Source organism: Paenibacillus wuxiensis, from assembly GCF_040195695.1.
Lineage (GTDB): Bacteria > Bacillota > Bacilli > Paenibacillales > Paenibacillaceae > Paenibacillus_B > Paenibacillus_B suaedae.
Genome location: NZ_JBEFZI010000019.1, coordinates 58,279 through 72,051 on the forward strand (window position 1 = coordinate 58,279; position 13,773 = coordinate 72,051).

Annotated in this window: 6 protein-coding genes and 2 rRNA genes; all 8 read right to left on the minus strand. The window is 48.1% G+C overall.

Annotation, left to right across the window (positions count from 1 at the left end):
• Window position 1: 1 nt before the first annotated feature.
• Window positions 2–1,369 carry a DNA repair protein RadA gene (radA, locus tag ABN764_RS28645; RefSeq protein ID WP_021252487.1) on the minus strand — a complete coding sequence of 456 codons (1,368 nt, stop codon included), beginning with the start codon at window positions 1,367–1,369 and terminating at the stop codon, window positions 2–4.
• Between the two features lie 233 nt (window positions 1,370–1,602).
• The gene (clpC, locus tag ABN764_RS28650) at window positions 1,603–4,050 is read right to left on the minus strand and encodes an ATP-dependent protease ATP-binding subunit ClpC (RefSeq protein WP_021252488.1); all 2,448 of its coding nucleotides are present in this window, start codon (window positions 4,048–4,050) and stop codon (window positions 1,603–1,605) included.
• Between the two features lie 23 nt (window positions 4,051–4,073).
• Entirely contained in the window at window positions 4,074–5,141 is a 1,068-nt protein-coding gene (gene mcsB / locus ABN764_RS28655) for a protein-arginine kinase McsB (protein WP_446673795.1), read from the minus strand.
• 71 nt (window positions 5,142–5,212) lie between these two features.
• On the minus strand, window positions 5,213–5,758 hold the full coding sequence (mcsA, locus tag ABN764_RS28660) for a protein-arginine kinase activator protein McsA (protein ID WP_021252490.1): 546 nt from the start codon (window positions 5,756–5,758) through the stop codon (window positions 5,213–5,215).
• 50 nt (window positions 5,759–5,808) lie between these two features.
• A complete protein-coding gene (locus tag ABN764_RS28665; protein ID WP_021252491.1) occupies window positions 5,809–6,270 on the minus strand; it encodes a CtsR family transcriptional regulator in 462 nt (153 codons plus the stop codon).
• Between the two features lie 560 nt (window positions 6,271–6,830).
• The gene (pulA, locus tag ABN764_RS28670) at window positions 6,831–13,205 is read right to left on the minus strand and encodes a type I pullulanase (protein ID WP_446673796.1); all 6,375 of its coding nucleotides are present in this window, start codon (window positions 13,203–13,205) and stop codon (window positions 6,831–6,833) included.
• Window positions 13,206–13,454: 249 nt separating this feature from the next.
• Window positions 13,455–13,571: ribosomal RNA gene (rrf, locus tag ABN764_RS28675) — 5S ribosomal RNA — on the minus strand.
• A gap of 79 nt (window positions 13,572–13,650) precedes the next feature.
• Window positions 13,651–13,773, minus strand: a 23S ribosomal RNA gene (locus tag ABN764_RS28680); the annotation flags it as partial.

A 13,773-nucleotide genomic window follows, 5' to 3' on the forward strand; every position in this document is an offset into this window, starting at 1 on the left:
CCTAACCTAACGCCACAGCTAATGCTTCAGCAACCGTATTTACTCCAATAATCTCAATATTGGCAGGCGGCTTCCAGCCGCGCAAGCTCTTCTCTGGTAATATAATGCGCTTGAATCCAAGCTTCTCTGCTTCCTTCACTCGCTGTTCTGCACGAGATACCCCACGCACTTCACCGGTTAACCCCACTTCGCCAAAGACAACATCGAATGGTTGTGTCGGCATATCTCGGAAGCTCGAAGCAATTGCAACCGCCATAGCCAAGTCAACAGCTGGCTCATCAAGCTTAATTCCACCCGCTACATTCACGTATGCATCCTGATTTTGCAGGAACATTCCCATTCGTTTCTCCAGCACCGCAATAATAAGCGCCAGACGATGATGATCAATCCCTGTCGCCATCCTCCGCGGAGACGGGAAGTTCGTCGCCGATACGAGCGCCTGCATCTCAACAAGGACGGGACGGGTTCCCTCAAGGCTGGCTACAACCGTGGATCCAGCAACACCTAGCGGTCTCTCCTGCAGGAACATCTCGGATGGGTTCTTCACCTCGACAAGTCCGCCCTCCGTCATCTCGAAGATTCCTATCTCATTGGTCGAACCGAACCGGTTCTTTACAGCCCGCAAAATGCGATAGGAATGATGCCGCTCTCCTTCGAAATAAAGGACACAATCGACCATATGCTCCAGCAGCCGCGGACCGGCAATCGCACCTTCCTTCGTCACATGTCCAACAAGGACAGTTGCGATGCCCTTCCCTTTAGCGATGCGCATGAATGTGCTTGTGCATTCGCGTACTTGTGCAACACTGCCGGGAGCTGATTCCACCGAAGGTTGAAAGACGGTCTGGATGGAGTCGATAACGAGGAAGTCAGGCTGCGCCGCCTCAAGCGCCTCCTCGATATATTGCAGATTCGTCTCACTGAGGACGAATAAGTTCTCCGACAAGACACCAAGACGATCTGCCCGCAGCTTCGTCTGACGCATCGATTCCTCACCAGATACGTACAGCACCTTGAGGCCGCTGGCAGCCAGTGCATTGGAAGTCTGCAGTAGAAGTGTTGACTTCCCGATACCCGGGTCGCCCCCCACTAGAATAAGTGATCCAGGAACAACACCGCCGCCCAGTACGCGGTTCAACTCACTAAGTGTCGTAGTGAGTCTAGGTTCACGTCCACTTTCTATGTGTATGATAGATTGCGGCTTTTCTTTCGTTTGAATCAAGGAAGAATGCACACCTGCTGTCTTTATGACTGTCTCCCGCTCTTCCACCATCGTATTCCACTCACCGCAGCCAGGGCATTTCCCCATCCATTTCGGTGTTTCGTATCCACATTCCGTACAGAAAAATTTCGTTTTCACTTTGGCCATGAAGCCGACACTCCTAATCAATATGCTGCAAGTCGTCGGTCGCCATGTCCGCAAACAGGTACCTCGTTACTCATTACTCATTAGTTTACCATTTTTAAGAAGGAGGATAAAGTGCTTTAGCATATCGCAAGCAGAAACAGGCATATGTGGAGCAATAAATAACGAAGAAAAAAAGAACCGTACCTTCCTCCGGGAGGGAGAAAGTACGATTCTTTCCTAAATACTACAGTTCATTATACATGTGCTGTGTTAACCTCGTTGTTGCGCAGGACGAGCAGCTCGCCATCTTTCTCGTCGATGACGACGGCATCGCCCTTGCTGACATTACCCTTCAACAATTCCTCTGACAGGCGATCCTCGATATGCTTCTGAATCGCTCTACGCAATGGACGGGCGCCATACGCTGGATCAAAGCCTTCCTTCGCGAGGAAATTCTTCGCATTGTCTGTCAATTGGAAATCAACATCCTGTTCCTTCAGGCGCTTGCGAAGCTCACCAGCCATCAAGGATACGATTTCAGCGATGTGCTTCTGCTCCAAGGAGTGGAACACGATAATTTCATCAATCCGGTTCAAGAATTCTGGGCGGAAGCTCTTCTTCAATTCACCCATCACTTTATCCTTCATGTTGTTGTAGTCTTTGCCTGCATCATCAACTGCAGTGAAGCCAAGCGTAGAATTACGCTTAATTGCTTCGGCCCCAACGTTGGATGTCAGGATGATAAGCGTGTTACGGAAGTCCACTACACGTCCCTTCGAATCGGTGAGACGGCCATCTTCCAACACTTGAAGCAAAATGTTGAATACTTCTGGATGTGCCTTCTCGATTTCGTCCAACAAGACGACTGAGTATGGCTTACGGCGAACCTTCTCCGTCAATTGGCCGCCCTCTTCATAGCCGACATATCCCGGAGGCGCTCCGACGAGACGAGCTGTCGAATGCTTCTCCATGTATTCGGACATATCAATTCGGATTACCGCATTCTCATCACCGAACAAAGATTCGGCCAAGGCACGAGCAAGCTCAGTCTTACCTACCCCAGTTGGGCCAAGGAAGATGAAGGAGCCCATCGGACGCTTCGGATCCTTCAACCCTGCACGCGCACGGCGGATTGCACGACTCACTGCTTTCACCGCTTCATCTTGGCCGATGACACGCTCATGAAGAATCTCTTCCATCTTGAGCAAGCGCTCTGTCTCTTCTTCCTTCAGCTTCAATACCGGAATTCCGGTCCAGCTCGCTACGACTTGAGCAATATCCTCTGGCGTAACTTCAGAATCCACGCGTCCCTGCTTCTCTTTCCACTGGTTGCGAACGGTCTCCAGTTCTTCGCGCATCTTCTGCTCCGTATCACGCAGCGCAGCGGCTTTCTCGAATTCTTGGCTTTGCACAGAGGCGTCCTTCTCTTTGCGGATGTCTTCCAAACGTGCTTCAAGCTCTTTCAAATTTGGTGGTACTGTATACGAATGAAGGCGAACTTTCGAGCTCGCTTCATCAATCAAGTCAATTGCCTTATCTGGCAGGAAGCGGTCTGTAATATACCGATCCGAGAGCTTCACCGCTTGCTCAATTGCCTCATCGGTAATTTTCACACGGTGATGGGCTTCATAACGATCACGCAGCCCAGTCAAGATCTGGATTGCTTCCTCTGGTGTAGGCTGGTCAACCGTAATCGGCTGGAAGCGGCGTTCGAGCGCTGCATCCTTCTCGATATATTTGCGGTACTCATCAAGTGTTGTCGCCCCAATGCACTGCAGCTCTCCACGAGCCAATGCAGGCTTCAAAATGTTCGATGCATCAATGGCGCCTTCAGCACCGCCGGCACCGATGAGCGTATGCAATTCATCGATGAACAGAATGACATTGCCTGCTTGGCGGATTTCATCCATGATCTTCTTCAGGCGATCCTCGAACTCACCCCGGTATTTCGTTCCGGCTACAACCGAACCCATGTCAAGCGTCATAACACGCTTATCGCGAAGCGTCTCTGGAATTTCATTGTTAATAATTTTCTGTGCCAAACCTTCTGCTACGGCCGTCTTACCAACCCCAGGCTCTCCGATAAGTACGGGATTGTTCTTCGTACGGCGGCTCAGTACTTGAATGACGCGCTCAATTTCCTTCGAACGGCCGATAACCGGATCAAGATTTCCTTCCTTCGCTACTGCTGTCAGATCACGAGCTAAGCTGTCCAGTGTCGGTGTGCTTACATTTTGCGATTGTCCATGATGGCTGGATACCGCTTCGCTGCTTCCAAGCAGCTGCAGCACTTGTTGACGTGCCTTGTTCAAGCTAATGCCAAGGTTGTTCAACACCCGTGCTGCTACGCCTTCTCCTTCCCGGATCAAGCCAAGCAGAATGTGCTCTGTACCCACATAAGTGTGGCCAAGCTTGCGCGCTTCATCCATGGACAGCTCAATCACTTTCTTCGCACGCGGGGTATATGCAATATTGAGTGGCTGTTCTTGACCGCGCCCGATCAAGGTTTCGACTTCGTCCTGAATCTTCTCCAATCCAAGGCCAAGCGCTACAAGTGCCTTAGCTGCGATGCCTTCCCCTTCGCGAATAAGTCCAAGCAGAATATGCTCCGTTCCGATATTGTTATGCCCGAGTCGTACTGCTTCTTCTTGTGCCAAAGCCAATACTTTCTGCGCACGTTCTGTGAATCTACCGAACATCATAAGTGTTGCACCTCCATATTACATTATGATTTAGATTTGGATAACGTCTCGCGAATCATCTTCGCGCGATATGAATCCCGATCTTCTTGAGATAATGTCGTGTTGTATTTATATTGTAAGAAGCCTGGCTGTGTCATGACCAATAATTCATTCAGTTGTGACGATTGAATATGCTGCAGGATGCCAAGGTCAGAACCAAGCCTAATGTCGGACAACCGCTGTGCGGCTTCTTTTGAATCCATAATCACTGCATGCTTCAAAATTCCATATGAGCGGCAAATGCGATCCGTAAGCCGCATGCTATTGCTTGTCAGCAGCTGTTCCCGAGCTGCCTTCTCATGCTCGATTAATTGCTTCACAACACTGTACAAATTATCAATAATCTCAGATTCGGATTGACCTAATGTAATCTGATTTGATATTTGGAACAGGTTGCCGATCGCTTCGCTTCCTTCTCCGTATATGCCTCTAACCGCCAATCCAACTTGGGTAACGGCCTGAAGCATGAGGTTAATCTGCTGTGTCATTACCAATGCCGGCAAGTGCATCATCACCGATGCCCGTATTCCTGTTCCCACATTCGTCGGGCAGCTTGTTAAGAAACCTCTCTTCTCATCGAAGGCGTAGTCGATTTGCGATTCAAACACATCATCGATGCGGTTAGCCTGCTCCCAAGCCTCACGAATTTGCAGCCCTGGAGATAGGCATTGAATACGAAGATGATCTTCCTCGTTAATCATGATGCTTATCGACTCATCCTCACTGACAATGACCGCGCCATTGCGGGACTCATTTGCCAAACTCGGGGATATCAAATGCTTCTCTACTAGAACTTGCTTCTCTGTATCGCTAAGCTCTGCCAGCTCTAATTCATGAAAGTGATTCAATTGCGCAAATTCCGGGTCTTTCATGACTGCTGACAAACGATCCAACACCTCGGCCGATTGTTGATTCGTAGCCAAGATCGGGAACGGCAGTCCGCTAATATTCCGTGCTATACGGATACGGCTGCTGATGACGATATCGGAATCCGGGCCCGTGCCGCGCATCCAATCGCTTAGGGCTTCTTCAATAAATCGTCGCTCTGTCATCTCGTCATCTCCTTCCAATTCGCACTGCTTATTGTCATCTTACTCTCTCGATAGCGCTTGTATCCTAGGTGCTATGAACTGCTTCTCTCCGAATCGCTTGGCGGCTGCTTCTCTAATTCGCGAATACGGTCACGCAAGGTTGCGGCCTCTTCGAACTCTTCACGCAAAATACTGAACTGCAGCTGCTTCTTCAATTCTTCCAGCTCGCGTCTGCGCTGAATTCGGCCTCCCCCACGCTTCGGAATTTTGCCAACGTGAACGGTATTGCCATGTACCCGCTTCAATAGCGGATCTAAGCGCTCACCGAAAAAGGTGTAGCATTCATCACAGCCAAAGCGGCCGAGCTTACCGAACTGTGCATAAGTCAGTCCGCACTTCTCACAGCGCATAGGCTGTGGCTTCGCATCTTCCTTAGCTCCCTGTTTGCTGCCTGTCAGATCAAAATCAAGCAATCCCGACAATAAATTATGGATGGAGAATCCGTTCGCCGTGCCTGGAATCCATTCGCCTTTTTCCCGGGCACATGATTCACAAATGTGAAACTCCGTCTTCTGTCCATTAATGATTTTCGTAAAATGCAGGGTAGCCGGTTTCTGACCACATTGTTGACACACCATAACCGTCTCTCCTCCTTTATAGGTAGCATCCATCTTACATACTTACATCTCTACTTGCTAAGTAGTGCCAGCAGCATCGACCTTAGCAGCCGGGCACGTATCTCGTCGCGGTAGGGAAGCTTTACTGTTATATTGTCCCGAGAAACAGCAGCCCGCAGCAGATTCGCTTCCCGGCGGGAGATGAATTCCGCTTCTTCTAGTTGATAGATAAGACCTTCAGCGGCACTCTGCTCAATCTGCTCCCCAATGGATTCGCACAAATGATTATGAATCGCTTGATGGGCTGGCAAGTCAATTCGCTGAATGCGAATATACCCTCCACCGCCACGTTTGCTCTCAACAACATAACCCTTCTCCAACGTAAAGCGTGTGCTGATCACATAGTTAATCTGCGATGGAACACAAGAGAATTGTTCTGCCAAGTCATTGCGCTGAATCTCAACGGCACCTTCCGAACTCTCAAGTAATATATGCTTCAAGTAGTGCTCGATTAGGTCGGAAATGTTGCGCATCTTCTCCCCCCTTTCCGCCTGCAGCAGTCTCTATATTAGGTTTAACCAAATATAAGCCTCACTTATTCTAGTTTGGCGCAATATTTTGAACTTTTTTGACTATTAATCTGACTTTGACTTTCTTTGACTTTATTTTTATTATAGCGCACTCGTTTGATTTTGCAACTATTTTAGATCGATTTCATCAGCTATTCTACACGATGATGTGGATAACCTTCTTCTTGGTTAAAAAGCACACGCTCATTCCATCTCAATTACGCAATATATTCAATTACACGGTTGATGGTAAGCCCTATTCATGAAACTCTATATGTGGATACCTGGGAGCTTCTCCACAATCGTGGATAAATGATGGGTTAAATGTGCATAAAGAGACTCATTTATCCCTTCTCCACAGCTTGTTCATTGAGAAATATGCATGGTGTACATTTTACCGCTATGTTCGTCCAATTATTCACATGTGAATAACAAATTGAAACAAGCTAATGAATGATTGCGTTCGTTCCAGTATAAAAACTCCCGCTGCCGTCTTTACGGATGACACGGGAGTGATGGTCGTGCTATTCAGCAATATATTGTAGAGCAAGGAGAAGTCTGGTCAATGCAACTCCCGCTTCTGCTCGTGTAGCGTTGCCGCTAGGACGCAGCGTGCGGTCTTGGTAGCCATTAAGGAACTCAGTTGAGAGTTCCAGATGATGACCTGCAAGACGAGCAGCATTGACAAGCATTTGTGCCAATTCCTCGCGAGTAATGGATGCATTCGGATGGAATGATCCGTCACCATCCCCCTCAACAAGCTTCAGTTGCACCGCAGTCGCAAGTGCATCTGCATACCAAGCTGATGCTGGCACATCCATGAAGGCATCCTTGGACAGTTTCTGTCCTTGGACATCGCCATAGCCTAACGCCCGCACAAGCATGGACGTGAATTCTGCTCGAGTTACCATATCATTCGGGGCAAACTGTCCATTTCCTCTGCCTTGAATAATGAACTTAGAAGCTAGCAGCTCCATATTTGCTTTCGCCCAATGGCCATTCAAATCATGGAAGCTCGGTGCATACTTGAGTACTGCGAAGATACCGTTAAAATCGTGCTTCATGTTCATTACCGAATGCGATTCGCCCTCAGTGCGCTCCATCCAGGACGGAACGAACGAGAATATCTTTGTCTTTGCATTATACTTTACAGCTGTCATCTTCCCAGCACTTTGGCTGCTCGGCAGTCGGATGGAGCCCATTGTAAGATTGCCTGCACAATCAGGAATTGGTTCCTGCTCCCCATCCTGCTCCAAATGCAACTGGAACTGAACAGCTCCAATCAAATGAGCCCCTGGCTGTGTGGATGCTGCAGATGTAAGCACCTTCAGCAATTCAGCCGAAGGCTTCATCATGTGCACGGTCAGCTGTTGTGATGCATTCCCATTGCTTAGATCTGCTAGCTGTTTCACCGGAAGTTGATAGCTGCCTGCTCCCGAGCGTACCTCAATGTTCAATTGCGTATGTTCCTTCATTGCCTGACTCAATTTCTTCATCGGGATTCGAATACGTACGTCTTCTGACTCCGACGGCGCTGCAATTGTCCAAGTTCTCATTTCTGTTGCCGAACCCGTCAAACGAGACATCTCTTCCATATCTTCATTGCGAATGAACAGCTCAACAGTCGTCGTTCCGTCAGCATTCTTCAGAAGATTCAACGTTGTTGGCTCATAACGAACGCCACCCTTCGTGACAGTCATTCCCTTGAATGACTCTTCTGTGCCCCCTTTATGAGCAGCCCCGCCGTTTCGTTCATTGCTGCCATTTTCGTTTTCAGAGCCGCTTCCTGTGTCAGTGCCCGTTTCTGGCTTCGTACCTGGGTCTGTTCCTGGGTCTTTCACGACGACAATCGAGCTCCCGTTTACAGTATTGTGCGGATCATTCAGTTCGTTTGTTACTCCATCCTTGGTAATGAAGAATTTGTACGTATAATCGCCTTTCGCTGCGTTCTTCATTACGTAGATGAACCATTCGTTTTCTGCATCGTACGTCATCGAGTAAGACTTGCCGTTGATCGCAATATCAGCCTGCGTGATCCGATCCTGCGCTCCACTCGCAAACAACGCTTCATCCCGATAATAGAACACAACCTGACTCTTCTCTTGAACTGGGCCAGTTATTGAAGGCAGCGTCCGAAATGATTCCTGCCCACTGTATACATATACCTTGGTTAGCGCGTCATCCAAATTTGTCTTAATGAAGCGATTGGCATAGATATCTTTGTCTTCCCAGTTGCCCCGTTTGACGATAAACCCAATCGCTTCAGCCTCTGGAGCGATTTCAATCATGGCAGTCGCCATTCCTTCGTCAAAATGCTGGAACTCATGACCGTCATCTTTTACACCTGTCTGCCATACCCATAATCCCCAGTTGTCATATTTCGCGTCTGGACGAACATAGTTGATTTGTACATAGCGCTTCAGGAAAGGCTTAACCACTACCTTCTTCGAGGCCTCTACTGCCCCAACCCGAGCTGTAATGACCGCTGTTCCTTCCTTCACGCCTGTTACCTTCCCAGCACGGTCTATTCTAGCCACTGATGCATCCGACGTACTCCACTCCGCAGCTGCACCAGACATCGTCTGTCCGAATTGATCCTTGATAGCAACTGTAAATGGTGATGTGCGACCCTCAAAGATTGAATCTGCACCGTTAATGGACAGCGTCGTAGGAACAAGCTTCGCAACTGTCACATTTACCTTTGCTTTCAAATTGCCCGATGTTGCGGTAAGAACCGCGGCTCCTTCCTTCACTGCCGTTACTTTGCCTCCACTGTTGATGACAGCCACCGCAGCATCGGATGTTGCCCATGTTACATTCTCAGTAAACATAGGACGTTCCTTCTGATCACGCACCACTGCTGTCAAGCGAGTGCTTGTGCCTGGCTCTAACCCAAGCGTAAGAGGTGCTACTTCAAGCTTTGACGCTATCGGTGTATAGCCATTCTCCTGATCGTACAACACCATCATAGACAATCCGGCTACTTCTACCTTGCCGCCCTTCACCGTACGTATCGTCTTCACACCAGATGACGTATGGTCGACAACCACACTCCATTCATCCGCAGTGGGCAGTGCAACTTCTTGCAGAGCAGTCGAACCGTTATAAATGACGGTGATATTGCGCCACGTATCCCCATTTGCATAGTTATTCAGCTTGAATGCGATAACCTGCCCTGATTGGCGATACACTTGTAAGTTAGATTTCACCTCATCCTTCGTTGTCATGCGGAATGCTGGATGTGATGCTCGCAGCTCGATAAGACCTTTCAAATAATCAAATACTGGCTTGTACTCCGCCTTCTGTTTCCATACGATCTGATTAATCTCATCTGGGCTCTCATAGCTGTTATGATCTCCGAACTTGCTGCGAAGCAGCTCATCTCCTGCATGAAGGAACGGAATGCCTTGTGCTGTAAGAACAATGCCATTTGCAAGCAAAGAACGCTTAACGGTCTCGTTATCCATTACATTTGACTCCGTCAAGGTTGCGAACGGATTGCGTTTTATATCAATATCTTTCCCCTGCGTCTTCAGCACCTTATCCCACAAATTCAAGTTATCATGTGCGGTTACATAGTTAATCGTCTCTGTCGGAGAGGCCGTAAAGTCTGTAATTGCACCAAGCAGACCTTTCACCACATCCGCTTCTTTGCCTTCGGCTCCTGTCGCAAATCCTTTGGAAGCATCGTCACTTCCACCCTTTATTGCCCCACGAATATTGTCATTGAATACTGCAAACCCTTCTCCGCGCTGCTTGCCCTTCTCGATCTGCAATTCCGCAGCAAGCGGTGTGCTGCCCCCTGACCATGGCTCACCATAAATCATGATGCTTGGATCAATCTCTCTCAGTTTACGCACGATGGCGCGTGTCGTCTGCAGATCGATCAGCTTCATCAAGTCGAAGCGGAATCCGTCTACATTGTACTCCTCAGCCCAGTACTTCACGGAGTCCTGCACGTATTTGCTAACCATCGGTCGTTCTGTTGCTACTTCATTCCCTACACCGGAGCCGTTAGTGAAGTTGCCCTGCTCGTCGCTCCGATAGAAATAACCCGGTACAATCTTATCAAATACCGACATATCCGATTCCAGGCCGGTTACAAATGTATGGTTGTACACGACATCCAGCACGACCCGAATGCCTTGGTCATGAAGCGCTTGCACCATTGCCTTGAACTCACGAATTCGCTTCGCTGGGTCTTCCTGTGCTGCCTTGGTCGTATAGGAACCCTCTGGCATGTTATAGTTTACCGGATCATAGCCCCAATTGAATTTTCGTTCTTTCGAACTTGGATCATCCACCAGCTTCTCATTTACCGAACCGAAGTCATAGGTCGGAAGCAAGTGAACATGCGTAATACCAAGCTCTTGCAAATGGTCGATCCCTGTCTTTATATCTGGCTTTCCAGGCAAAGTCGTTCCCGTTTCCGTAAAGGCAGTAAACTTGCCTCGATTGCCTGGCGATACACCTGAATTCTCATGAATTGAAAAATCACGGACATGCAATTCGTATATGACAGCATCTGTTGGATTCAGGAATGGGGGCTTCCGATCTCCGTCCCAGTTCTTCGGATTGGTTGCTGCAAGATCAATAATTGCCGACTTCCCGCTGTTCACCGACGCCGATCTCGCATATGGATCAAGTGCATACGATGTGCTGCCATCTGGGAATTGCAGCTTGTACATGTAATAGGTTCCATGTAAGTTGCCATTCACGTTAGCGGCCCATACCCCTGTAGCTGCATCCTTACGCATCGAGACTTCCCTGCTAGGCACGTCTTTCGCCATGTCCGCTCTATCGTACAAGGCTAACGAAGCTTGTGCAGCCGTAGGCGCCCATACTTTGAAGCTGCTTGAAGTCGAATGATACGTAACACCTAAGTCATCCCCAGCATATACGTAGCTATCCAAAATACCACGCATCTTGATCGGCATATCCCGATACATGTTCTGTGGATTTCCTTCATAGCGTACTGTATATGCCTTTGACACATCATCGACCGGATTGGACAAATGGATCTTCACAGATTTCTCATCTGCACCCTGAAAGGATACACCCTCCAATTTGGTTGTACCTTCATATGCGGCAAATGCGGAGTAATCCAAGTTCGGAACAATGTCCTTCAATGTAACGCGAACTTCATGATCCTGATCCATCCATGCAGCATGCATAGAAGGCTGAGCCTTCGTTGTAAAGGAAAACTCATATGCTGTGTTCGGTGTATTCGTGTCTTTCCCCGTTGCCACTCCCGCTGGTATAACAACCTTATACTCTGTATCATAGCGCAGCGGTTGACTCGGTGTAACGACCAACTGCTGCTCCTTTATCGTCACATCTATCGGTTGGGTCACACCTAGCTTATCCTCAAGTGTGATGCCTTGCCCATTCATCTCAATTTGTTCGGAGAAGGTGACGATAATCGGCTTATTAACTGCTACATGCTGCTGTTTATTGGCCGGATCTGTGCTAATCAGCTCCAGAGCGTCACTCATCCCCTTTATCTCGTAATTTCCGGCATATACACGTTGTACATTCGGGTTCGATGATTCATTCCAACTACTTGCTCGTGTATTCCCCGGATCTTCTGGTATTACATTGAATGCACCATGCGTGTCCTCATTTCCGCTTAGAACAACAATTGGACGCAAAACGTCATGATTTTTTAGCTTGAGCTGATGCAGTGGTATAGACGCTTCAAATCCTGACTGTCTGGATACAGCGAATTCTGCTCCTTTGCGATCTCCCCATGTGGATAAAATGGGGGTATTGTAATCCGAGGCCTCATATAAAGCAGCGCCTTCTATTTCATTGTCTTGTTTCAAACGCATCATAAGATGATACTGCGGCTTCTCTGTTGTACCGCTAAAATTATATTGCGCTTTCCATGGGTTGTCCGCATTGCCTGAATCAACCTGATTCACATTGAGAGCAATATCAATATACTGCCCCTTATCTCCCCAATTTGGCAATCGTGCATCTACCCATATATACAGCTTCTTACTATCATTGATCAGTTTGATTGCACCTAGCCTCGTATCGCCATATGTACTCTCTGTTACAGATGTACCAAGTGCCACTACATCGTCCCATAAACTGTCTTTAACCCCATCAACGATTGGAGCAAAAGTAACCGTAAACGGCTCGCTATAGGTAGATAAGCCGTTCGGGTTCTGTTTCATATTCCAGCCTGTCGCAATTTCATTGTCTGCCGTTTCGGGAATGACATCGAATACACCATGCTCATCCGCGCGATCACCGCTAAGAACAACAATCGCTTTGACGGTGTCATTCAGCTTCAATTGAAGCTTGTTCAGAGGAATTGCCCCTGTCATCACTTTGGCTTGGTCTGTAACTTGGAAGGAAGCCCCTTGCAAATCTCCTGTATGAAGCAAAGGCGTTGATGAGGCACTCTCATATACAGCCGCCTCGCCGCCTTGTTTCGCTTCCATCACGATATGGAACTTCGGCTTCAGCTGTGTATGGTTATAATTGAATTGTCGTTGATAAGGATTGGTTGCGACTCCGGAATCAAAATCATTGATCTGCAAAGCGATATCAAGATACTGCCATGACTCCGCATGAGCTGCATCGACACGGAAATACAAATACTTTGCATCGCTTGTCAATTTCATCTGATCCAACTTGGCACTATTCCAGCCTGCTGTCGATGACGAGCCTAATGGCTTCACCATATTCCAATCAACAGCCTTCAATGCGTCTTCTGCCGTTGTCTGTTCTGCTGAATGGGGCTGTAGTTGCTGCTTCTTCTCGCCTAAGGAGTCTTGGACTGCAGATGTGGATAATGCATAAGTCATCCCTCCTCCCCATACTGGCATCAAGCTAATTAGCATGACACTAACTAACATACCAGAGATCGAAGCCTTCCATTTCCTCATGACATTTCTCCTCTCCAAATAAATGCAAACGTTTGCATAAATAACAAAGAATAATGATGCTAGATTGATTGTCTTTACCTAATTATGTAGTGGTGCAATACCTCCATAGATAAATCACCCTCAATGTAAACGCTTGCAAAATCAAGCATACTGGTTCGTTTATTCCCTGTCAACCATCCTTAAGTCCTAGCCTAAGTCCTTATATACAAAAAGACCACCGTCGAGATGTCTCAACAGTGGTCTTTAATCGCTTGGCGACGTCCTACTCTCCCGGGACCCTGCGGTCCAAGTACCATCGGCGCTGGAGGGCTTAACGGTCGTGTTCGGGATGGGTACGCGTGGAACCCCTCCGCCATCGCCACCAAACAGCATTGGCTAAAGCCAATATGAAGTTCAAGGTTTGAACCTTGAAAACTGAATGCGAAAGTTAGTGCTCTGAATCAAATAGGATAAGCCCTCGACCGATTAGTATTGGTCAGCTCCACACATTGCTGTGCTTCCACCTCCAACCTATCTACCTCGTCGTCTTCAAGGGGTCTTACTAATTGGGAAATCTCATCTTGAGGGG

What these genes read in the sequence shown, in the direction of transcription:
- radA (WP_021252487.1), bottom strand. Translation starts at nt 1,369, where the DNA reads ATGGCCAAAGTGAAAACGAAATTTTTCTGTACGGAATGTGGATACGAA.
- clpC (WP_021252488.1), bottom strand. Translation starts at nt 4,050, where the DNA reads ATGATGTTCGGTAGATTCACAGAACGTGCGCAGAAAGTATTGGCTTTG.
- mcsB (WP_446673795.1), bottom strand. Translation starts at nt 5,141, where the DNA reads ATGACAGAGCGACGATTTATTGAAGAAGCCCTAAGCGATTGGATGCGC.
- mcsA (WP_021252490.1), bottom strand. Translation starts at nt 5,758, where the DNA reads ATGGTGTGTCAACAATGTGGTCAGAAACCGGCTACCCTGCATTTTACG.
- ABN764_RS28665 (WP_021252491.1), bottom strand. Translation starts at nt 6,270, where the DNA reads ATGCGCAACATTTCCGACCTAATCGAGCACTACTTGAAGCATATATTA.
- pulA (WP_446673796.1), bottom strand. Translation starts at nt 13,205, where the DNA reads ATGAGGAAATGGAAGGCTTCGATCTCTGGTATGTTAGTTAGTGTCATG.